The sequence below is a fragment of the Clostridium magnum DSM 2767 genome (assembly GCF_001623875.1).
Lineage (GTDB): Bacteria > Bacillota > Clostridia > Clostridiales > Clostridiaceae > Clostridium_AM > Clostridium_AM magnum.
Map to the genome: position 1 here is coordinate 376,331 of NZ_LWAE01000001.1, position 23,502 is coordinate 399,832.

A 23,502-nucleotide genomic window follows, 5' to 3' on the forward strand; every position below is an offset into this window, starting at 1 on the left:
TATGCAAGAATATGATATAGTAATAATCGGCGGAGGGCCTGCAGGTCTTGCAGCGGCAATCTCAGCTAAAGAAGAAGGAATAGATAATATTTTAGTACTAGAAAGAGATAGTCAGTTAGGTGGAATATTAAATCAATGTATTCATAATGGATTTGGGCTTCATACTTTTAAGGAAGAGTTGACAGGACCAGAATATGCACAGAGATTTATAGACAAAGCAAAAGATATGAATATTCCCTGCAAATTGAATACAATGGTATTGGATTTAAGTAGTGATAAAGTTATTACGGCAGTTAATGAAGAAGATGGAATAATTGAAATAAAGGCAAAGTCAATAATTTTAGCGATGGGATGTAGGGAAAGACCAAGGGGAGCAATAAATATACCAGGAAGCAGATGTGCAGGTATATATACAGCAGGAGCAGCTCAAAAGTTTGTAAATGTAGAAGGTTACATGCCAGGTAAAGAAGTAGTTATACTGGGCTCTGGTGATATAGGTCTTATAATGGCAAGAAGAATGACATTGGAAGGGGCGAAGGTTAAAGCAGTTGTAGAACTTATGCCTTATTCTAGTGGTCTTAAGAGAAATATTGTTCAATGTCTTGATGATTTTAATATACCATTAAAATTAAGTTATACTGTTACAAATATAAAGGGAAATGAAAGAGTTGAAGGTGTAACAATTGCTGCTGTGGATGAAAATAGAAAGCCAATAAAGGGAACAGAAGAGTTTATTCCTTGTGATACATTGCTTCTTTCTGTTGGACTTCTTCCTGAAAATGAACTTTCAAGAAATGCAAATGTTACTTTATCAAATATAACAGGTGGTCCAGAAGTAGATGATAGTCTTCAAACAAATGTAGAAGGTATTTTTGCCTGTGGAAACGTACTTCACGTTCATGACTTAGTAGATAATGTTACAGTAGAAAGCTACAGTGCCGGCGAAAATGCAGCAAAATATGTAAAAGGCAGTAGATTCAATGGAACAAAAATAGAAGTGGTTGCTACAAAGGGTGTTAGATATACTGTACCTAAATATATAAATCCTGAAAATGTGGAAAAATCAATAGATGTAAGATTCAGAGTAGGAGACACATACAAGGATAGCTTTATTTCAGTTTACTTTGACGAAAATAGAGAAATACACACAAAGAAAAGAGTGCTTGCTCCAGGTGAAATGGAGACAGTTAAGCTAACAAAAGCAATGTTTGAGAAATATCCAAATTGCAATAAAATAACTATTATGGTGGAAGGGGAATAGAAAATGAGTACTAGAGATTTAATATGTATTGGATGTCCTATTGGATGTCAACTTCAAGCTAAGTTAGAAGGCAATGAAGTTGTTGAAGTTACAGGAAACACATGCAAAAAGGGTGTTGAATATGCTGCTAAGGAATGTACTAACCCTACTAGAATAGTTACTTCTTCTGTATGTGTAAAAGATGGAGAAATTGAAATGGTTGCTGTTAAGACAGACAGTGATATACCTAAAGAGAAAATATTCGACTGTATTAAAGAACTAAAGGATGTAGTAGTAAGCGCACCTGTAAATATAGGAGATATTATAATAGAAAATGTACTTGGTACTGGTGTTAACATCGTTGCAACTAGAAAGATTGCTAAGGTTGATAAAAAGGAAGATAAAATCGCATAGAAAGAATATATTCAATGAATATGTTTATTTGTAAATGGCTATATTTATGATATTATAAGTATAGTCATTTTCTTACTTTATAGGGAATGATAAAACTAAACTGAGGATTACTTGAAAATGTAATCCACGAAATGAACATTTTCATATTCCTAAATAGGAGGTTGCAGCAAAAATGGATGAAAGTGAATTAAAAAAGATTATAGAGGAGCTTAGTTCCTTTGAGCAGTTGAAGTTCGCTGGTATACCAGATATTGATTTATATATGGATCAAGTAACTACATTTATTGATGAAAAACTATCTTATTTAAAAAGAAATAAGGAAGATAGTATACTGACAAAAACAATGATAAATAATTATACTAAAGCAGGTATTTTAATGCCGCCAAAGAAAAAGAAGTACTCTAGGCAGCATATGGTACTAATTATACTAACTTATTATTTAAAGCAAGTGCTGTCTATCGGAGATATTCAAGATTTATTTTCACCGTTTGTTAAAGCTATAAATTCAGGTGAAAGTCATGAGAAGGAATTGGAAAATATATATAATAAATTTTTAGAGATAGAGAAAAATGAAGTTGAAAATTTTAATAAGGATTTTCAACAAATATTAAATATAGAGGCAGAAGACAAAAAAAACATGATCGGGGATTCTGATGAAGACTTTAATGAATTAATAACAATTGTAATTATGCTAATTGTAAAAGCTAATATACAAAAAAGAATGGCAGAAAAAATAATTGATGAGTTTTTTAAAAAAGAAGAAAGATAAGGCTAAACGCATAAAATGCTTGTCTTTAGCCTTAAAACAGTTTTTTAAAACAGGTTTTACATATTATAGTTTTGCCTTTGTTTGCTGAAATTGAATGTTCTTTTTTTATTAACTTTCCACACATCTCGCAATACAGTTTGTTTTCAGAACAAGGGTTTTCAGTTTTTTTTGCTATAGACGTTATATCCTTTTTTCTATTAGGAGGAGGAGAATATTCAATGGGGTTATCTACTGATTCTTTTCTTACTATATTGTATTCCATTGAATAGATGCTTTCGCAAAATAGTTCTAATTCGAATCTAGGATTTTCTTCATCGTAAAATTCCTCTATTATTATTCTTCTAATCTGGGCATCATTAACTATCAATCCGCTTTTTTCAATACCATCAAAAATACTCTTAGTAATATTATTAGTATCGGGATGTCTCTTTCTGCTTTTATAATATACTTTAAGCACCGCTATTAAGGCTTCAGATAGAACTATCCCTGGATTTTGAGAGCGGGTTTCATAAGCTATTTCTTCTTCATATAGAGCATATCTATCATGATATTTACCAGAATTGTACGGCAATATAGCTCTACCATTTACGTTAAAAAGTTTAAAATTTGATTTTGATATCGGAGAGCCTTTTACTATAACTTTTGCATAATTATGTTTCATAATCACTCCTTTTAAGGTGAAAACTTAATTGTTATAAATAATTTTAGTTTATCCGATGACTACCCGCTCTAATACTCCCATCTTCTTCAAAGTGGGAGTAAAGAGCGGCTACATCCCTGGATTCGTTCAACTAAGAATCAGGTGGAGTTGAAACTCCATCTGATTCAAGTTTCACTTCATAATAATTATATCACAAACACCAGTTTGTTAAAATGGAACTTAAAAATTGTGCTATATTTTGAAATCGTTGATTATAATTTTTGTATAAAGTATAATAATTGTTGATATTTGTAATTATAGTGAAGTGAGGTTAAACTATGGATAAAGATATAAAAATACTTGCAATAGAGAGCAGTTGTGATGAAACTTCAGCAGCAGTAGTGGTTAATGGCAGAGAAGTTTTATCAAATGTAATAGCATCTCAAATTGATATACATACTAAGTTTGGTGGAGTAGTTCCAGAAGTGGCATCAAGAAAGCATGTAGAGGTTATAGCAGTTGTAGTGCAGGAAGCTTTAGATAAGGCTGGAGTAACATTGCAAGACATAGATGCTGTAGGTGTTACATATGGACCAGGATTGGTTGGGGCACTTTTAGTTGGATTACAATATGCCAAGGGATTAGCATATTCTCTGGGAAAACCTTTAATAGGTGTAAATCATATAGAAGGTCATATAAGTGCTAATTTCATACAATACAAGGATTTAAAGCCACCTTTTGTATGTCTTGTAGTGTCAGGAGGACATACTTTCATAGTACATATGAAAGATTATGGTGAATTTGAAGTTTTAGGACAGACAAGAGATGATGCTGCAGGTGAAGCTTATGATAAAGTTGCTAGAGCAATAGGACTTGGTTATCCTGGTGGTCCCAAAATCGATAAAATATCAAAAGAAGGAAATCCAGATGCAATAAAGTTTCCTAGAGCTAAATTTCATGAGAATAATTCTTTAGACTTTTCCTTTAGCGGTGTTAAATCTGCAGTATTAAATTATTTAAATCAAATGGAAATGAAGAGGGAAGAAGTAAATAGAGCTGACGTAGCAGCATCCTTTCAAAAGGCAGTAGTAAGCTTTTTAGTAGATAACTCTGTAAAAGCATGTAAACTAAAGAGAGTTAATAAAATGGCTGTAGCTGGTGGAGTTGCCTCCAATAGCTCTCTAAGGGAAACGCTAATAAAAGAAGGTAAGAAAAATGATATAGAAGTGTTATTTCCGGAATTTATATTATGCACAGATAATGCTGCAATGATAGGAAGTGCTGCTTATTTTGAATATATTAAGGGAAATATAGCACCACTGACATTGAATGCAGTACCTAATTTAAAATTAGGGGAAAGATGAAGTGAAATTGAAGCAAGATCTTAATTCATATGGAGATTCTTTTACTCCATGTGAATTTTAGAACTGCGAATGCATGGCTTACTTGGCGTTGGACTGCCACTTGAAGAAGTGGGAGTCTTACGCCAAGTTATTCAGGTTAAAATTAGAGATACCAGATACTAATATAAGAAAAGAATCTATTGGAGTTTAACTACTTGAATAGATTCTTTTTTTTTTCTTATACTAATTACATAAGGGACAAAACACTCCATATGTAGTCAAGTTTCCCTACGTAATTATGCTAGTATAATTGAAAAATATATGTGTTATACTAATACTTCATATAGCATACTATTTACAACATAAGTAATATACTATATAATAATGTACATGAAGTTATGATTTTAAACTCTGTGAAAAAATTCATTGTAATATAATGGATAAAATCATGTTGATAAATAAACACTTATTTATCAACAATTTTACGGAATTAATAATTTTTATATGAAAAGCATTTAAATAAAAATGAAAGTTGATAATATTTGATAATGCAATTGAAATAATTTTAATAGTTATATATAATATTATTATCGTTTTAAAATTTGCAGTAGATAAACTAATAAATATGCAAAAAATATAATTTTTATAAAAAAGGAGCTGGGGGATTTGGTTAAAAAATTTAAAAGAGTTCTTGTAGCAAACAGAGGCGAAATTGCTATAAGAATTTTTAGAGCATGTCAAGAATTGGGAATAAGAACAGTGGCTATATACTCTGATGAAGATAAACGTTCTTTGTTTAGAGCTAAAGCTGATGAAGCTTATTTGATAGGAAAAAATAAAGGTCCAGTAGAGGCTTATTTAAATATTGATGAAATAATAAGTCTTGCAATAAAGAAAGGTGTAGATGCTATACATCCTGGTTATGGTTTTTTGTCAGAAAATGCTGAATTTGCGAGAAAATGTCAAGAGGCTGGTATTGAGTTTATAGGACCGACATCTGAAATGATGGAGAAACTTGGGGATAAAATCAAATCTAAGATTGTAGCACATAATGCAGGGGTTGCAACTATTCCAGGTGTAGAGAAACCAATAAAATCAGAGGAAGAAGCTTTAGAGTTTGCTAGATTTTGTGGTTATCCAGTAATGGTAAAAGCAGCTGCCGGTGGTGGTGGTAGAGGTATGAGAATTGTAACAGAAGAAAGTGAACTTATACCATCCTATAGAAGCGCTAAAAATGAAGCTAAAAAAGCTTTCGGTATAGATGATATATTTATTGAGAAATATCTTGAAAAACCCAAACATATTGAAGTTCAAATAATTGGTGATAAACATGGGAATATAGTTCATTTATTTGAAAGAGATTGCTCCATACAAAGAAGACATCAGAAAGTTATAGAAATTACGCCGGCTATATCTCTATCAGATGAAAAGAGAAATGCAATATGTCAGGATGCATTAAAGATAGCTAAATCTGTAGGATATAGAAGTGCAGGAACATTAGAGTTTCTTGTAGATAAAAATGGAGATCATTATTTTATTGAAATGAACCCTAGAATACAGGTTGAACATACAGTAACTGAAATGGTTACAGGCATAGATATTGTTCAAAGCCAAATTTTAATTGCAGAAGGATATGAGTTAGGTTCTAAAGAAGTTGGAATATACTCACAAGATGAAATACAACCAAGAGGATATGCAATTCAATGCAGAGTTACAACTGAAGATCCTTCAAATAATTTTGCACCAGATACAGGAAAGATTGATGTATATAGAACAGGTTCTGGTTTTGGTATAAGACTTGATGGTGGAAATGGATTTGCAGGTGCGGTTATAAGTCCTTACTACGACAGTCTCCTTGTTAAAACTACTTCTTGGTCAAGAACATTCCAAGATGCTATAAGAAAGTCTATTAGATCAATAAAAGAAACTAATATTTCAGGTGTTAAAACAAATATTGACTTTTTAATAAATGTTTTAAATCACGAAAAGTTCCTAAAAGGTGAATGCGATACTAATTTTATAGCAGATAACCCTGAGTTATTTGATATTTCACCAAGAGCAGATGAAGAATTAAGAGTTCTTAAGTTTATCGGAGAAAAAGTTGTAAATGAAACTCGTGGACAGAAAACAGAATTTGATGTTCCAGTAGTTCCTAAAGTTAGCATCACTGAACCTCTAAGAGGTACAAAACAAATATTAGATGAACAAGGTCCAGAAGGTTTAGTTAAATGGATTAAAGAGCAAAATAAACTATTGTTAACTGATACAACAATGAGAGACGCTCATCAATCTCTTATGGCTACTAGATTAAGAACAAAAGATATGCTTAAAATAGCTAAGGCACAATCAGTAATCGGAAAAGACTTGTTTTCTATGGAAATGTGGGGAGGAGCAACTTTTGATGTTGCTTATAGATTCCTAAAAGAATCACCATGGGAAAGAGTCGCTGAATTAAGAAAAAGAGTACCTAATGTATTATTCCAGATGCTTATTAGAGGAGCAAATGCAGTAGGATACAAAAATTACCCTGATAATGTAATAAGAAAATTCATAAAGGAATCAGCAACAGCAGGAATAGATGTATTTAGAATATTTGATTCTTTAAACTGGTTAAAAGGAATGGAAGTTGCTATAGATGAAACATTAAATCAAGGTAAAGTTGCAGAAGCTTGTATGTGTTATACAGGAGATATCTTGGACACAGATAGAGATAAATATACTTTAGAGTATTATGTAAATTTAGCAAAAGAAATAGAAAAAACAGGAGCTCATATTCTTGGAATAAAAGATATGTCAGCATTATTAAAACCATATGCAGCACTTAAGCTTATAAGAGCGTTAAAAGATGAAATATCAATTCCAATTCATCTTCATACACATGACACTACAGGAAATGGGGTTGCAACAGTTCTTATGGCTGCTCATGCTGGAGTAGATATAGTAGATACTGCTTTCAACAGTTTATCAGGACTTACAAGTCAGCCAGCATTAAACTCTGTAGTTGCAGCATTAACAAATACAGAAAGAGATACAGGTATGGACGTAGATGGCCTTCAGAAGCTATCTGATTATTGGAGTGCTGTAAGACCAGTTTACAGTCAGTTTGAATCAGGATTAAAAACAGGTTCTGCAGAAATATACAAATATGAAATACCTGGAGGTCAGTATTCAAATCTTAAACCTCAAGTTGAAAGCTTTGGCTTAGGACACAGATTTGATGATATAAAAGAAACTTTCAAAAAGGTAAATGATATGGTTGGAGATATAGTAAAAGTTACTCCATCATCAAAAATGGTTGGTGACTTAGCTATATTCATGGTTAGAAATGATTTGACTCCTGAAAATATATATGAAAAGGCTCAAAATATGGCATTCCCAGATTCAGCTGTAGCTTATTTTAAAGGAATGATGGGTCAGCCAATGGGAGGGTTCCCAGAAAAGCTTCAAAAATTAGTTCTTAAAGGTGAAGAGCCTATTACTTGCAGACCAGGTGAAATGCTTCCGCCAGAAGACTTTGATAAAATAAAGAATCATTTAATAGAGAATTGCAAAATTAATCCTTCAGAGCAAGATATAATAAGTTATGCATTATATCCAGACGTATTTGAAGCATATTTAAAATATGTTAAGGAAAATGGTGACTTAAGCAGAATGGGAAGTGATATATTCTTCCATGGTCTAGCAGAAGGTGAAACATGCGAGGTAGAAATAGCAGAAGGAAAAACATTAATTGTTCAACTTCTTGAAATAGGTAAGCTTGATTCTCAAGGAAATAGAACTCTTGTATTTGAAGTTGATGGCAATAGAAGAGATATCAAAATAAAAGATAAGAGCAGTAATGCAGGAGCTGGTAGTTATGAAGAAGAAACAGTTATGGCAGATCCTGACAATAAGCTTGAAATAGGAGCTAGTATCCCAGGAACTATATTGAAGGTACTAGTAAAAGAAGGAGATACAGTAAAAGAAGGAGATAGCTTGGTTGTAATTGAAGCTATGAAGATGGAAACTAATATTGTAGCAACTTCTAATGGAGCTGTTGAATCTATATTTATTAAAGAAGCTCAACAGGTTAAAACAGGACAGTTACTAATTAAATTAAAATAGCATATAATAATTGCAAAAATACCTCTTCCTTATTATTTAGGGAAGAGGTATTTTTATACAAAAAGTTCCACTTAATTAGAATATTTAACCATTAATTAATATGTGATAGAATATATTATGAAGTGAAAGTTGAATCAGATGATAATTTTCTTCAATCTTCTATAGAGGAGGAGTTTTATGTATAAGCTTATAATTGCTGATGATGAAGCAAGAATACGTAGAGGACTAAGAAATTCAATGAACTGGAATGAATTGAATATTGAAATAATAGGTGAAGCAGAAGATGGAGAGATAGCACTTAACCTTGCTAAGGAGAAAATGCCTAATATAATGCTAGTAGATATATGCATGCCTTTTGTAAACGGTTTAGACCTTATAAAGCAGCTAAAGGATATCACCGAAAACTGTATAATTATAATAATTACAGGTTTTGATGAATTTGAATACATACATGAAGCATTAAAACTAAAGGTTTTCGACTATATTTTAAAGCCAGTAAATAGAGATAACTTAAAGGAAACAATTTTAAAGGCTGTAAATGAGTTAAACAAAATAGAAGAAAAGAAAAATTATTTAGAGTGGGCAAATAGACACTTAGATGACAACTTAAGTGCTTTAAAAGCATCTTTTTTGAGTAAGTGGTTAAATGGAAATTTGCAGCACGAAGATGTAGTAAAGGAGCTAAGTTTTTTTAATATTAAATTAGGAAAAAATATTGGAATGATAGCAATAAAGGTAATTGAAAGATTAAATTTAGATGTCTATTCAAATGGTTGGGATAAAGAATTAATTAATTTTGCAATAATAAATATAGCTGGGGACTTATTGGGTGACCCTGAATCTATTGTTTCCTTTGTTGATGAAGACAATAATATTATAATAATTACCAACATTGAAAATATTGAAGAATGGTTGAAGATTGGGAGCGAAATTGGAGACAAAGTAAATTCCTATATTCATTACACTGTATCTATAGAGCAAAAGAAGATATTAAATGATATTTTGGGTGTAAAGAATGCTTATAAAGATATAATTCATGATATAAGTAAGAAGCGTAATTATAAGCCAGTAGTGAATTTAGCAGTAAAATATATTGATAGAAATTATTTTTTAAATCATTTGAGTCTAGATAGTGTGTCGGAAAACTTAAATCTAAGTCCGTCATATTTAAGCAAGCTCCTAAAACAGGAGACAGGCCTTTCTTTTATAGATTATCTCACAAGTGTAAGGATTAAGAGAGCTATAGATATAATGAGTGATCCTACGGTGAAAATTTATCAGATAGCAGAATTAGTGGGATATAATAATCAACATTATTTTTGCAAGGCATTTAAGAAGATTACGGGCTTTTCCCCAAAGGAATATAGAGGAGGTAATAACAATTGATAATTGGATTTAAATCAAAAAGAGTTATGGCTGCATCTATATTAATTATTTTTACTATTGTAATTATATTTATTACTATAAAAACTGATATGAAAAAAAGGTCTGATGGTATAGAATTTGTTATTGGAATGTCCCAAGCAAACTTGTCTGAACCATGGCGAATTTCTATGAATAAAGAAATAATGAACGAAGCAAAAAAATATAAAAATATAAAAATTGTTTATAGAGATGCCGGTGGAGATACAGATAAGCAGAAAAAGGATATAGATGAGTTATTAAGCAGCGGAATTGATCTGTTGATTGTATCAATAAATGATTCTCAACAGCTAACACCAGTAGTAAGTAGAGCCTATAAATCAATACCAGTAATAGTTTTAGATAGAGCAGTAGAAGGATATGATTATACTTTATATATTGGAACAGATAATGAATCAATAGGTAGACAAGCGGGGACCCTTGTTGCAGATCTAATAGGTAAAAAGGAAGGAAATGTTATAGAGGTCCAGGGAGTATTAGATTCGCCGCCAGTTATAGGTAGAAGTAAAGGTTTTAGGGATATTATAAAAGAGCATAAAAATATTAAAATATCTAGAACTATAATAAGTGAATGGCAGAGGGATGAAGCAGAGGATAAAATTAAAGAAGTGCTGAAGGAAGATAAAAATATAGATGTAATTTTTGCACATAGCGATTATATGGCTTTGGGAGCATATAGAGCAGCAAATAGTCTAGGAATTAAGTATATCAAAATTGTTGGAGTTGATGGACTTGATGGTGAAGATGGAGGTCTAGACTTAGTTTCCCGTGGTGTTTTGCAAGGAACTTTTACATCTCCAACAGGAGGCAAAGAAGCAGTAAACTATGCTATAGACATTTTAAATAAAAAGAAAGGAATACCCAAAAAAATAATTTTGAGTAGTGATAGAATTACTGCAAGTAATGTAGGAGCGTATTTAAACAATTGGGTAAAGTAAATACTGTAAAGTAGTAAAGGAAGGTTAATAAAATGGGTAAACTTTGATTTAAAAGTGTAAATAATTGCTGATTAATACAAATACATACAAGACCAATGGGTATATAATAATAAATGTAAACGGTTTTAACATAATGTAAGAGGGGGATTTAAGAAATGAAATTTAAAAAACTAGCTGCAATTGCAGCAACAGTAGTTCTAGCAACGGGTATATTTGCTGGATGTGGAAGTCAGTCTACTTCTTCAAATTCATCATCATCTAGTTCAAGTTCATCAAGTAAGAAAAAGGTAATAGGATATGCTCAAGTTGGGGCAGAAAGTGGTTGGAGAACTGCAGAAACTGCTTCAATTAAAGAGATTCCTAAGTTAGATCCAAACTTTGATTTGAAATTCTCTGATGGACAACAAAAACAAGAAAATCAAATAAAAGCTATTAGATCATTTATTGCTCAAAAAGTAGATATTATTGCTCTTGCTCCAGTAGTAGAAACTGGTTGGGATACAGTATTAAAAGAAGCGAAAGATGCTAAAATACCAGTTATTATAGTTGACAGAAATGTAAAAGTAGCTGATGAATCTCTTGTTACAGCATTCCTAGGTTCAGATATGGAAGAGGAAGGTAGAAGAGCTGCTAAACTTGTAATAGATCACTTTGGTAAGGATGCAAAACTTAATATAGCTGAACTACAGGGGACTGTTGGGTCAACAGCTATGATAGGTCGTCAAAAAGGCTTTAATGAAGCTATAAAAGATTGTCCAAACTACAAAATTGTAAAATCACAAACAGGTGACTTTACTCGTGCAAAAGGTAAAGAAGTTATGGAAGCTTTCTTAAAATCAGATGGAGATAAGATCAATGTTTTATGGGCACATAACGATGACATGGCTGTTGGAGCTATACAAGCTATAGAGGAATATGGTAAAAAACCAGGAAAAGATATATTCATAGTTTCAGTTGATGGTATTAAAGATATGTTCCAATTAATGGCTGATGGAAAATCTAATGGTATAGTTGAATGTAACCCACTTTTAGGACCACAATTATTGGAGACATCAAAACAAGTATTAGAAGGTAAACTTAAATATAAAAAGGTAATATCAAAAGAGGGAGTATTTACTCAAGAGCAAGCTAAAGCAGAATTGCCTAATAGAAAATACTAAAATTATAATTTTATAACATAAGAGCGGGAATTAGTTCCAGCTCTTATGTTATAAATATCACATTTATTCATTTGGTAAATAGAATATGATATTTCTATTTTTATATGAAAAGGAGGGAGAAATTTAATGTCTGATAGCAATGTAGTTTTAAAAATGCAAGGTATATCTAAGTCATTCCCTGGAGTTAAGGCTCTTTCAAATGTTGAGTTTGAACTTAGAAAAGGTGAAATACACACTCTTATGGGACAAAATGGAGCGGGAAAATCAACTTTAATTAAAGTTCTCACAGGAGTATATGAAATAGATGAAGGCACTATAATTTTAAATGATAAAGAAGTTAAAATTACTTCTACTCACGATGCTCAAGAGAGTGGAATAAGTACTGTTTACCAAGAGGTTAATTTATGTCCAAATTTAACTGTAGCAGAAAATATCTATATAGGTCGTGAGCCTATGAAAAATAGAAGTATTGATTGGAATACAATGAATAAAAATGCTGAAAAGTTATTGGAAGAAAGGCTTAATTTAAAGGTAGATGTAAAAAAATTATTGTCAAGTTACTCTGTTGCTATTCAACAAATGATTGCAATAGCAAGAGCTGTTGATATATCCAAAGGTATATTAATATTAGATGAACCTACTTCTAGTTTAGATAGTAATGAAGTTAAACAATTGTTTAAGGTAATGAGAAAGTTAAAGTCAGAAGGCATGTCAATGGTGTTTGTAACCCACTTCATGGATCAAGTCTATGAAATCTCTGATAGAATAACTGTACTTAGAAATGGAGGTTATGTTGGAACTTATGAAGCGGATAACTTACCTGAGATGGAGCTTATTTCTAAGATGATAGGAAAAAACTATGAGGAGATGAAAAAGTCTAGTAATGTAATACGTGAATATAATATAAAAAATAGAAGTGAAGTTTTAGCGGAGACTGAAGAGTTTGGAAGAAAAGGCACTATAGAAGCTTTAAATATTGACATAAGAAAGGGCGAAGTTTTAGGATTAGCAGGATTGCTAGGATCAGGAAGAAGCGAATGTGCAAGATTGTTATTTGGTATAGATAAATCAGATCATGGAGTACTTAATATCAATGGAAAAGAATATTCCTATATTTATCCTCAAAAAGCTATACAAGAGGGATTAGCTTTTTGTCCAGAAGATAGAAAAGTTGAAGGCGTAGTTGGTCAATTAACTATAAGAGAGAATATAGTATTATCTCTTCAATCAAATAGAGGTATTTTTAAATATATTCCTATGAAAAAACAACAGGAGATAGCAAAGAAGTATATAGAATTATTGAGTATTAAAACACCTAGTACAGAGCAAAGAATTGATAACTTAAGTGGCGGTAATCAACAAAAAGTTATACTTGCCAGATGGCTAGCGACAAATCCACAACTATTAATTCTTGATGAACCTACAAGAGGTATTGATATAGGAGCTAAGGATGAAATAAAGAAACTGGTTAAAAAGCTTGCTCAGGAAGGTATGACAATTATATTTATATCTTCTGAGCTTCAGGAAATGGTTAGCTGTTGTGATAGGGTAATTATACTAAGGGATAGAAAGGTTATAGGAGAATTAGTGGGAAAAGATATAGAAGAAGCTAGTATATTACAGATAATTGCGGAAGGAGGAGTTAACTAATGGATAATACAAAATCCCAAAGTATATTTCAAAAGCTTTATAATACGCAAATATTTTGGCCTTTAGTAGCCTTAATTTTATTGCTTCTACTAAATTTTTTCGTAAGACCAAGCTTTATGAGCATAACTATCAAAGATGGACACTTGTTTGGAAATTTAATAGATATACTTAATCGTGCAGCGCCACTTATATTAATTTCTTTAGGCATGACTATAGTAATTGCTACTCAAGGTATCGATATTTCTGTTGGTTCTATAATTGCAATAAGTGCAGCTATTTCTGCCACTGTTATAGTAGGTGGAGGATCAGTTCCGGTAGCCGTATTAACTGGAATAGTAGTAGGTTTAATTTGTGGAATATGGAATGGGTTTTTGGTTGCATACATAGGAGTTCAGCCTATGGTTGGTACACTGATACTATATATTGTAGGAAGAGGTATTGCACAGCTAGTTACAGGTGGCCAAATATTAACCTTTACCAATAAGGACTTTATTTTCATTGGTACCGGATATTGGTTTTTACCAGTTGCTATATATATAGCTGCTGTAGTTACTTTTGTAATGTATTGGTTAATTAGAAAAACAGCCTTAGGGTTATTTATCGAATCTATAGGAGTTAATAATACAGCTAGTAGATATTCAGGTATAAATTCGAAAAAAGTAATTTTTTCACTTTATGTTATTTGTGGTATTCTTGCAGGAATTGCAGGTATAATACTGTGTTCTAACATTAAGAGTGCAGATGCTAATAATGTTGGTCTATGGCTTGAGTTAGATGCAATTCTAGCTACTGTTATTGGGGGAACCTCTATGGCTGGTGGTAGATTTTATTTAGGAGGAACTGTAGTAGGTGCTCTATTTATACAAACTTTAACTACTACTATTTATAGTATGGGGGTACCTCCAGAAATTACACTGGTGGTTAAGGCTATAGTAGTTATAGTAGTGTGTATTATACAGTCTGCTGAATTTAGAAAGATGTTAAAGGGTAAAAAGTCAATAAATAATAAAAAATATAAGGCAAAAGAGGTGGCTGAGATATGAGTGAAGCATTAGATCATAAAAAGAAAGGTTTTAAATTAAATTCAGCTTATATTTCAATTTATGCTACAGTTGCATTGTTCGCGTTGTTGTTCTTAATTGGTTCGGTTATGTATAGTGGATTTTTCTCAGGCCAGGTTGTATCTAATCTTTTCATTGATAATGCATATTTAATTGTAATAGCTATTGGTGAGACGCTGACTATTCTCACAGGTGGCATAGATCTTTCTGTAGGTGCTATGGTAGCTTTTGTAAGTATGATTACTGCAAGTATGCTAAAGCATGGAGCTAATCCTTTTGTAGTCATAGCTTTCGTCTTAATTGTTGGAATTGTTTTTGGAGCAGTTCAAGGAGTATTAATAGAAAAGTTTAAACTTCATCCATGGATTGTAACTTTGGCAGGCATGTTCTTTGCGAGAGGAGCAAGTTATATTATAAGTATAGATACTATTACTATTGAAAATCTAGTATTTACAAAGATATCTGCATTTAGAATACCTGTTGCACCAGATACTTTTATATCAATTAATGTAATCATAAGTTTAATAGTAGTAGCAGCATCAGTATATGTATTAAAGTATACCAAGTTTGGAAGAACAGTATATGCAATTGGTGGTAATGAAAATTCAGCCATGTTGATGGGACTTAATGTAAGAAAAACAAAAGTACTTGTTTATACATTATCAGGTTTTTGCTCTGCTCTAGGTGGATTATTATTCACTATATATACACTTTCAGGCTATGGATTACACTGTAATGGTATGGAGATGGATGCTATTGCAGCCTGTGTAATCGGAGGTATACTTTTAACAGGGGGATCGGGTTACCCTATAGGCCCAATGTTTGGTGTTTTAACTACAGGTATAATCCAAAGTATTATAATGTTTGATGGAACACTTAATTCATGGTGGACTAAGATTGCTGTAGGTATGCTCTTATTTATATTCATTGTTCTCCAGAGAATTATTGTTATTAGAGATGAAAAGAAAAAGGTTGTTATAAGTTGATAAGGCAATATATAGTTTGCCGATAATATGTTAGAAAGGTGATCATGCGGAGTATTGATCGCCTTTTTGATAATCTCATGCCTAAATGATATTATATTTAAAGATAACAATGTATATCATAACGTATGTAATTGGGGGGATAAAATTGAAGAGAGTTATCTATTATCTATTAAATAGCAGTATAGGAGTCAAGTTGATTTTTTACTTCTTCTTAGTAATTTTAATTCCAACAATTACAATAACTACCCTGGGGAACTTAATATATAAAAACTCAATGATTAATGCACAGAATGCCAACACTCAACAAATGGCAAAACAAATCAGTAACAATATTGATTTTTATATGAAGGATACAGAGAATATAATTACATATCTATCACAGGACTTACGAGTATTAAACTTTCTGAACAACAATGATGTAAAACAAAGCGATAATAGTGTACAGGATGATGTATGCAAGGCAATAACAAGTTTTACATCTGTGCATCCTGAGATAGCTGGAATAATGATAGTTAATGACAGGGATATATATGTAAGTGATGTTATGTATAGGACATCTAGAGACCTGTTTACAAATGAAAACTGGTATTATAAAGCATATCATGACCCTAAAAATATACAACTTCTTAGTAAACCTATAGGGCGTAATATTAATAATATTTTTAAGTATTCTGCAGATGATGTGGTTTCTATGTCTAAAGCAGTTATAGATAACAAAACTGGAAATGTTATTGGGGTAATCCTTATTGATATGAAATTAGATATTATTAAAAATGTTATAGAGAATGTTAAGCCTGGAAAGAATGGATTTGTATATATTGTGGACTCTACTGGGGATATAGTTTATTCACCAGTTAATAATGTAGTTTATAGAATAAAGGAAGAGTGGCTGGAAGGCTACAATGACAACGTGATGATTAAAAGATTAGAAGATAACGATTATGAAATAATGCACATGGATTCAACTTATACCGGATGGAAAACTGTAGTAGTAGCACCCCTTGAAGAAAGTTTAAAAGTTGTAACTTATATAAAATATTATTCACTTACTATTGCGGTAATAACCCTTGTATTTGCAGTAATATTAGCTGTATTTTTTACAAGATCAATAGTAAATCCAATTACAAAATTAAGAAGGCTTATGAAAAGAACAGAAGAGGGAAAGCTAGATTGTTACTTTAATAGTAAGTATAAAGATGAGATTGGTGAACTTGGCAACTCTTTCAATAATATGCTTAGAGAAATCAAGAATCTTATAAACCTGGTTCAGATTGAAGAAAAGAATAAAAGAAAAGCGGAAATAAATACTTTACAGGCACAAATTAAACCTCATTTTCTTTATAATACATTAGACACTATTCAGTGGATGGCACAGGAGCATAATGCAGAAGATATAGTGGACATGGTTGGCAATCTAACAAATCTTTTAAGGATTGGTCTAAATAATGGTAATGAGATTATAAAACTTAAAAAGGAAATAGAGTATGTTGAAAGTTATTTAATTATACAAAAAACAAGATATGAAGATAAACTTAACTATGAGATTAATATAGATGATAATATTCTGGAGTATGATGTAATAAAGCTGATATTGCAGCCTTTAGTTGAAAATGCTATTTATCATGGTATAAAAGAAAAAAGAGGCAAGGGAAAAATAACCATTACCGGAGAAATAGAAGATAATAAGATTCATATTCAGATAATTGATAATGGAATAGGAATTAAAGAAGACAAGTTAAAGGAAATCAACAAGGTGTTAAAGGAAGGACATTCTTCAAACACCAAAATTGGATATGGTATCTTTAATGTAAATGAAAGAATTAAATTAAATTATGGAGAAGAATTTACTCTTTCATACAGCAGCGAATATGGACAAGGAACCTCAGTGGATATATGGCATCCCATATTAAGCTAAAATAACATAAACATAACAATAATATGATATAATAATTAACATCGAATTATATAGAGATAGAGGTGTGAAACTAAATGGAAGATATAGGATTGGTTCTGGAAGGTGGAGGTATGAGGGGGCTTTATACTTCTGGAGTATTAGATTTTTTTATGGAAAAAAATTTATATTTTCCATACGTAATAGGAGTTTCAATGGGAGCTTGTAATGGGGCCTCATATATTTCAAGACAAAAGGGAAGAAATAAGAGAATAAACCTGAATTATATTAATGATCCAAGATACTTAAGCTATAGAAATTTAATAAGAAGAAAAGGACTTTTTAGTACTGATTTTGCATATGACGAAGTTCCAAATAAACTTGAAATTTTTGATACTAAAACCTTTCATGAGGCTAAAGAAAAATTTATTATTGGAACTACGGATTGTGATAATGGGAAACCAGTGTACTTTGAAAAGACAGATTGTCGTGATAGCATACTAGATATTATAAGAGCTTCTAGTAGTTTACCCTTTCTAGCACCTATTGTTAGGCATAAAGGATTAAGTTTATTAGATGGAGGAGTAATAGATCCTGTTCCTATAAAGAAATCTATAGAAGATGGGAATAATAAAAATGTAATAGTTTTAACTAGAAATAAAGGTTATGTAAAAAAACCTTTTAAAATGAAGTTCTTAGCTAAAACAATATATCCTAAATATAAGGGATTAGTAGAAGCTATGGTTAACCGTTATAGAATATATAATGAAACCATAAAATATATAGAGGAACTTGAGAATGAGGGAAAGGTCTTTGTAATCCGACCAAGTGAAATACTAGAAGTGAGAAGAATTGAAAAGGATACGAAAAAGCTATTAAATCTATATAACCAAGGATACGAGGAAGCTAAGCAGTGTTATGATAAGCTGAAAAAATGGATTTAACAGTAAAGTAAAATTTCTGAAAGGGGAATAAAAGTAATGAAAGTCGAATTAGGCAGTGTTTATAATGGATTTAAGTTATTGGAAATAAGAGAGATTGATGAAATTAATTCTGAGGGTATGTTATTTGAACATGAAAAAAGTGGTGCAAAATTATTTTATCTAAAAAATGATGATGATAATAAGGTTTTTTCAGTAAGCTTTAGAACTCCTCCAAAAGACAGTACAGGAGTACCACATATATTAGAACATTCAGTACTATGTGGCTCAAGAAAGTTTCCTGTAAAGGAGCCTTTTGTAGAACTGGTAAAGGGTTCATTGAACACCTTTTTAAATGCATTTACATTTCCAGATAAGACAATGTATCCTGTGGCAAGTACAAATGAAAAAGACTTTTGTAACTTAATGGATGTTTATTTAGATGCGGTTTTTTATCCCAATATATATAAATATCCTGAAATTATGATGCAAGAAGGATGGCATTATGAGTTAGATAATAAAGATGCAGAGATCATATATAAGGGTGTTGTGTACAATGAAATGAAAGGTGCATTCTCATCACCTGAATCTATACTTTTTAGAAAGATTTCTGAATCTCTTTTTCCAGATACCCAATATGGGGTTGAATCAGGAGGAGATCCAGATGTAATACCTGAATTAACTCAGCAGCAATTTGAAGCTTTTCATAAGAAATACTATCATCCTTCTAATAGTTATATATATTTATATGGTGATATGGATATAGAAGAAAAGCTAAGATTTTTAGATGAAGAATATCTCAAAGATTTTGATAGGATTGAAGTAGACTCAGAAATATTAGCTCAGAAACCTTTTGATAAACAAAATGAAGTACTTATAAAATACCCAATATCAAACACTGAAAAAGAAGAAGATAAAACATTTTTGAGTATGAATTTTGCAATTGGTAAAGCAACAGATGTTGAGGTTTATCTGGCTTTTGATATTCTTGAGCATTTACTTCTAGAAACACCATCATCACCGTTAAAAAAAGCTCTAATTGACGGAAAAATAGGTAAGGATGTTTTTGGATCCTTTGAAGCTAGTATGCTTCAACCAATGTTTAGCATAGTGGCTAAAAACTCTAATGAGAGTGAAAAGGAAAGATTCAAAGATTTAATTATACAAACTTTAACTAAGCTTGTTAAGGAAGGCATTGATAAGAAGCTAATAGAAGCATCTATCAATATAAAAGAGTTTCAATTAAGAGAAGCGGACTACCATGGTTATCCAAAGGGACTTATATATAGTATGAAGGCTATGGATAGTTGGCTTTATAATGAAAAGCCATGGATACACTTAGAATATGAGAGTGTTTTCCGAAAGATAAAAACTGCCTTAAACAGCAGATACTTTGAAGATATGATAGAAAAATATATTCTTAATAATAATCATAGTTCAGTGCTAATTGTAAAACCAGTTAAGGGACTATCAGAAGAAAAGGAAGCTTTAATTAAGAAAAAGTTAGCAGACTTGAAAAAAAGTCTTACAGATGAGCAAATAGAAAAAATAATACAGGATACTGTTAAGCTAAAAGAAAGACAAGTGACCCATGATTCACCAGAAGATTTAAAGAAAATACCATTGTTATCTATAAATGATGTTGATCCTAAGGCTAAAAAGCTTCCATTGGTAGAAAAAGAAGAAGGTATTAAAACACTTTTTCATCCGGTGTTTACAAATGGAATTGCATATGTGAATATGTATTTCACCACTGAAGGAGTTAAAGAAGAGCTTATACCTTATATATCAATACTTAGTACTGTATTAGGTAAGGTTAGTACAGAAAAATACTACTATGAAGACTTGGCAAAGGAAATCAATATCAACACAGGAGGTATTAGATATATAGCGCAAGCTTATGCTGAAAAGGGTAATTCTGAAAAGTTTTATCCTAAGTTCATAGTAAAATCTAAAGTTATCATTGATAGTGTGGATAAGTTGTCTAACTTATTGTGTGAAATTATTGGTCATACAAAGTTTGATGATCACAAGCGTTTAAAGGAAATAATCCAAGAAACTAAATCACGCATGGAAATGATAATTTTTGATAAGGGACACATAGTGGCTGCAAACCACCTATTTTCCTATTTTTCTAATATTGGTAAGTACGAAGATATATTAAGTGGTTTATCATTTTATAAATTTATTGCAGAACTAGAGAAAAATTTTGATAATAAAGCCGAAGAAATTAGCAGTAAGCTTAAAGAGGTTTCTAGCTTAATTTTTAATAAGAGTAATTTACTGCTTAGTGTTACTTTAGAAGAAAAGGATTATGACAAATTCAAGAAAAACTTTAACCCAGTTTACAATGAACTGGGAGATAAGCCTGCAGCAGTTGAAGAATACAAATTTGAATTTGGACCTAAAAATGAAGGATTAATGACATCAGCCAAGGTTCAGTATGTTGCTAAAGCCTACAATTTCATAAAGTTAGGATATTCATATAGTGGAAGTTTACAAGTATTAAAGGCTATAATAAATTACGACTATTTATGGAATCAAGTTCGTGTTCAGGGTGGAGCATATGGAAGCTTTTCTGCCTTCCAAAGAAACGGTAATATGTTCTTTACATCTTATCGTGATCCAAATTTAGATAGAACACTAAAGGTTTATGATGAGGCAGGAAGCTATTTTAAGAGCTTTAAGGTTGATGATAGACAGATGACTAAATATATTATAGGAACTGTATCTGATTTAGATTTTCCTCTAACTCCTTCAATGAAGGGTGAACGTGCAGTTGAGAATTATATTAAAAAAGTTACTTATGAGGATATTCAAAGGGAAAGAGAAGAAGTTTTAAATACAAAGGTTGAAGATATTCAGAAATACAGTGATTTAATCTCTGATTCAATGAAGCAAAATTATTTATGTGTGCTAGGAAACGAAGAAAAGATAAAAGAAAATCAAGGCATATTTAATGAAATTGTAAATATATTTGAATAATAAATAATCCACAGTGTGAACCTTTATAGATTCACACTGTGGATTTAATTTTTAAATCAAAACAAGATCTTAATTAAGATTAGGATTCTTTTACCCCAATTTAGTCAGGTTAAACTGATTCACTATGAGATTCTTTTATAGCTTTTAAGTCTTTCATCCATACTCGTACACTTTCAACTATTATAATTAATACAAGTATTATAAGAATAAAGGATACACCAGCTAACAGTATTTTCTTGTTAGGTATATAGTTACCAAAGATATTTTGAATAGCGGCAGTTAAGGTTATTATAGTTATAACTACCATTGGTATTGCAGTAATCAGTGCATACTTTGCTTTGCCAGACTTTATAATTATTGTTGTTCCAACAGCAAAGGCTATAGCTGCAAGCATCTGGTTTGCGGTACCAAACATAGGCCATATTGTAGATACATTACCTGTGTACAATAAATACCCCCAGCTAAGTGATATCAATGCACTAAAGAATACCATGTTAAATACTGAATTCTTGTCTTCAAAAGGTTTATAGAACTTTCCGCACAAGTCTTGAAGTAAGTATCTTCCTATTCTTGTTCCTGCATCAATTGTAGTTAAAATAAACAATGCTTCGAACATTATACAGAAATGATACCAGTAGGACATTAAGTGTTCAAGACCAGGAATCTTATAGAATATATAGGACATACCTACAGCTAAGGATACAGCTCCACCTGGTCTTCCTGCTAAGTTTTCACCAACCATTTGTGAGAGCATTGGAAGTTCTTCTGGAATCATTCCTAGCTTAGCAAATACTGCAGGAGCTGAGTTTATAGCAAAGTAATCTGCAGTTGGAAGGCAAGTTGCCGCAATTAAAGCCGTTAGAGCAACGAAGCATTCTAAAAGCATAGCACCAAATCCTATTGGTAGAATATCTTTTTCGCTAGATATAAGCTTAGGTGTTGTACCTGAACTTACTAGTGCATGGAAGCCTGACAAGGCTCCGCAAGCTATTGTTATAAATAAGAATGGGAACACCTTACCTGGAACTACTGGACCGCCCCCGTGAACAAATTGTGTTATGGCAGGCATTTGAACAGTTGGTCTAACTATTATTATACCAATGGCTAATAAACCGATAACTCCAAGTTTCATATATGTGCTTAAGTAATCTCTAGGAAGTAATAATAACCATACAGGAAGAGCTGCTGCGCAGAATCCATAAACAGCAAGTATTATTGACATCTGTTTTACATTAAATGTTAAATAAGGTGCTAAAGCTGTGTGTTGAATAGTTGGTCCTAATATAACCCCCAATAATACTAGAGCCATACCTATAATAGTAGCTTCACCAATTTTGCCAGGTCTTACAAATTTTAAATATAGACCTATCAATATGGCAACCGGTATAGTGAATCCAACTGTAAAAGTACCCCAAGGGCTGTTATAAAGTGAGTTAACAACAGGTAATCCTAGACCAGCCATTGCTATTATTAATATAAATAATACCGCTATAGAAGTAACAAATCCCATTCTTGTACCGAGATTTGTTCTAGCAATTTCAGCTATGGATTGACCATCATGTCTAACTGATGCAAATAACAACACCATGTCGTGTACAGCGCCAGCAAATACACCACCGATTAAAATCCAAAGAGTTCCTGGAAGATAACCGAATTGTGCCGCTAGTACCGGCCCTATAAGTGGTCCAGCACCTGCAATTGCTGCAAAATGGTGACCTAATAGTACCCACTTATTAGTAGGCATATAGTCATGTCCATCTTCATGGACTTTTGATGGAACTTCTCTGGTTTCATCAACAACTAGTACTTTTGCTGCTATAAATGCGCCATAAGTTCTGTAGGCAATAATTAAAACAAGAGCAGCGATAATGACAAGGACTATTGAATTCATAAAAAAACCCCCCTTAATTTATTTGTGTAGATGTTTACAGTAAATGTAAAAATTCATCTACTTAGTAAAAATTTAGATAATTATTAAC

Annotated in this window: 16 protein-coding genes; 14 read left to right on the top strand and 2 right to left on the bottom strand. The window is 31.7% G+C overall.

All coding sequences use genetic code 11. The annotated features are described in order from the left end of the window. Window position 1 precedes the first annotated feature (1 nt). The 3 genes from CLMAG_RS01860 to CLMAG_RS01870 all read left to right on the top strand — a co-directional run bounded on the left by CLMAG_RS01860 (window position 2) and on the right by CLMAG_RS01870 (window position 2,423). Window positions 2-1,261, top strand: a complete 1,260-nt coding sequence (locus CLMAG_RS01860; protein WP_066617130.1) for an NAD(P)/FAD-dependent oxidoreductase — start codon at window positions 2-4, stop codon at window positions 1,259-1,261. Between the two features lie 3 nt (window positions 1,262-1,264). Beyond that, complete coding sequence (locus CLMAG_RS01865; protein WP_066617134.1) at window positions 1,265-1,654, top strand: DUF1667 domain-containing protein; 390 nt, start codon at window positions 1,265-1,267, stop codon at window positions 1,652-1,654. 172 nt (window positions 1,655-1,826) lie between these two features. Beyond that, on the top strand, window positions 1,827-2,423 hold the full coding sequence (locus tag CLMAG_RS01870) for a DUF1836 domain-containing protein (protein ID WP_066617138.1): 597 nt from the start codon (window positions 1,827-1,829) through the stop codon (window positions 2,421-2,423). A gap of 31 nt (window positions 2,424-2,454) precedes the next feature. Here CLMAG_RS01870 and CLMAG_RS01875 read toward each other — a convergent pair whose 3' ends face one another. After that, complete coding sequence (locus CLMAG_RS01875) at window positions 2,455-3,084, bottom strand: RusA family crossover junction endodeoxyribonuclease (RefSeq protein ID WP_066617141.1); 630 nt, start codon at window positions 3,082-3,084, stop codon at window positions 2,455-2,457. A gap of 317 nt (window positions 3,085-3,401) precedes the next feature. Between CLMAG_RS01875 and tsaD the strand changes: the two genes are divergently transcribed. From tsaD to CLMAG_RS01930, 11 genes are all read left to right on the top strand, one after another. After that, window positions 3,402-4,427, top strand: a complete 1,026-nt coding sequence (tsaD, locus tag CLMAG_RS01880) for a tRNA (adenosine(37)-N6)-threonylcarbamoyltransferase complex transferase subunit TsaD (RefSeq protein WP_066617144.1) — start codon at window positions 3,402-3,404, stop codon at window positions 4,425-4,427. Between the two features lie 645 nt (window positions 4,428-5,072). Further along, entirely contained in the window at window positions 5,073-8,510 is a 3,438-nt protein-coding gene (locus CLMAG_RS01885) for a pyruvate carboxylase (RefSeq protein ID WP_066617146.1), read from the top strand. Window positions 8,511-8,687: 177 nt separating this feature from the next. Next, the gene (locus tag CLMAG_RS01890) at window positions 8,688-9,896 is read left to right on the top strand and encodes a response regulator transcription factor (RefSeq protein ID WP_066617151.1); all 1,209 of its coding nucleotides are present in this window, start codon (window positions 8,688-8,690) and stop codon (window positions 9,894-9,896) included. Then, window positions 9,893-10,870 (top strand): substrate-binding domain-containing protein, encoded by a 978-nt coding sequence (locus CLMAG_RS01895; RefSeq protein WP_082831762.1) that lies wholly within the window; start codon window positions 9,893-9,895, stop codon window positions 10,868-10,870. Before CLMAG_RS01890 ends, CLMAG_RS01895 begins: the two co-directional genes overlap by 4 nt. A gap of 155 nt (window positions 10,871-11,025) precedes the next feature. After that, entirely contained in the window at window positions 11,026-12,030 is a 1,005-nt protein-coding gene (locus CLMAG_RS01900; protein WP_066617155.1) for an ABC transporter substrate-binding protein, read from the top strand. Window positions 12,031-12,156: 126 nt separating this feature from the next. Further along, on the top strand, window positions 12,157-13,680 hold the full coding sequence (locus CLMAG_RS01905; protein ID WP_066617158.1) for a sugar ABC transporter ATP-binding protein: 1,524 nt from the start codon (window positions 12,157-12,159) through the stop codon (window positions 13,678-13,680). Continuing rightward, window positions 13,680-14,723 carry an ABC transporter permease gene (locus tag CLMAG_RS01910; RefSeq protein ID WP_066617165.1) on the top strand — a complete coding sequence of 348 codons (1,044 nt, stop codon included), beginning with the start codon at window positions 13,680-13,682 and terminating at the stop codon, window positions 14,721-14,723. Before CLMAG_RS01905 ends, CLMAG_RS01910 begins: the two co-directional genes overlap by 1 nt. Beyond that, complete coding sequence (gene yjfF / locus CLMAG_RS01915) at window positions 14,720-15,727, top strand: galactofuranose ABC transporter, permease protein YjfF (RefSeq protein WP_066617167.1); 1,008 nt, start codon at window positions 14,720-14,722, stop codon at window positions 15,725-15,727. Before CLMAG_RS01910 ends, yjfF begins: the two co-directional genes overlap by 4 nt. A 145-nt stretch (window positions 15,728-15,872) precedes the next feature. Continuing rightward, the gene (locus tag CLMAG_RS01920; RefSeq protein WP_066617169.1) at window positions 15,873-17,642 is read left to right on the top strand and encodes a histidine kinase; all 1,770 of its coding nucleotides are present in this window, start codon (window positions 15,873-15,875) and stop codon (window positions 17,640-17,642) included. Between the two features lie 74 nt (window positions 17,643-17,716). Beyond that, the gene (locus CLMAG_RS01925; protein WP_066617173.1) at window positions 17,717-18,562 is read left to right on the top strand and encodes a patatin-like phospholipase family protein; all 846 of its coding nucleotides are present in this window, start codon (window positions 17,717-17,719) and stop codon (window positions 18,560-18,562) included. 36 nt (window positions 18,563-18,598) lie between these two features. Further along, the gene (locus CLMAG_RS01930; RefSeq protein ID WP_066617180.1) at window positions 18,599-21,523 is read left to right on the top strand and encodes an insulinase family protein; all 2,925 of its coding nucleotides are present in this window, start codon (window positions 18,599-18,601) and stop codon (window positions 21,521-21,523) included. 109 nt (window positions 21,524-21,632) lie between these two features. Here CLMAG_RS01930 and CLMAG_RS01935 read toward each other — a convergent pair whose 3' ends face one another. After that, window positions 21,633-23,414, bottom strand: a complete 1,782-nt coding sequence (locus tag CLMAG_RS01935; protein WP_066617182.1) for a carbon starvation CstA family protein — start codon at window positions 23,412-23,414, stop codon at window positions 21,633-21,635. Between the last annotated feature and the right edge of the window lie 88 nt (window positions 23,415-23,502).

What these genes read in the sequence shown, in the direction of transcription:
- tsaD (WP_066617144.1), top strand. Translation starts at nt 3,402, where the DNA reads ATGGATAAAGATATAAAAATACTTGCAATAGAGAGCAGTTGTGATGAA.
- CLMAG_RS01910 (WP_066617165.1), top strand. Translation starts at nt 13,680, where the DNA reads ATGGATAATACAAAATCCCAAAGTATATTTCAAAAGCTTTATAATACG.
- CLMAG_RS01890 (WP_066617151.1), top strand. Translation starts at nt 8,688, where the DNA reads ATGTATAAGCTTATAATTGCTGATGATGAAGCAAGAATACGTAGAGGA.
- CLMAG_RS01875 (WP_066617141.1), bottom strand. Translation starts at nt 3,084, where the DNA reads ATGAAACATAATTATGCAAAAGTTATAGTAAAAGGCTCTCCGATATCA.
- CLMAG_RS01905 (WP_066617158.1), top strand. Translation starts at nt 12,157, where the DNA reads ATGTCTGATAGCAATGTAGTTTTAAAAATGCAAGGTATATCTAAGTCA.
- CLMAG_RS01865 (WP_066617134.1), top strand. Translation starts at nt 1,265, where the DNA reads ATGAGTACTAGAGATTTAATATGTATTGGATGTCCTATTGGATGTCAA.
- CLMAG_RS01925 (WP_066617173.1), top strand. Translation starts at nt 17,717, where the DNA reads ATGGAAGATATAGGATTGGTTCTGGAAGGTGGAGGTATGAGGGGGCTT.
- CLMAG_RS01860 (WP_066617130.1), top strand. Translation starts at nt 2, where the DNA reads ATGCAAGAATATGATATAGTAATAATCGGCGGAGGGCCTGCAGGTCTT.
- CLMAG_RS01870 (WP_066617138.1), top strand. Translation starts at nt 1,827, where the DNA reads ATGGATGAAAGTGAATTAAAAAAGATTATAGAGGAGCTTAGTTCCTTT.
- CLMAG_RS01935 (WP_066617182.1), bottom strand. Translation starts at nt 23,414, where the DNA reads ATGAATTCAATAGTCCTTGTCATTATCGCTGCTCTTGTTTTAATTATT.
- CLMAG_RS01930 (WP_066617180.1), top strand. Translation starts at nt 18,599, where the DNA reads ATGAAAGTCGAATTAGGCAGTGTTTATAATGGATTTAAGTTATTGGAA.
- CLMAG_RS01900 (WP_066617155.1), top strand. Translation starts at nt 11,026, where the DNA reads ATGAAATTTAAAAAACTAGCTGCAATTGCAGCAACAGTAGTTCTAGCA.
- yjfF (WP_066617167.1), top strand. Translation starts at nt 14,720, where the DNA reads ATGAGTGAAGCATTAGATCATAAAAAGAAAGGTTTTAAATTAAATTCA.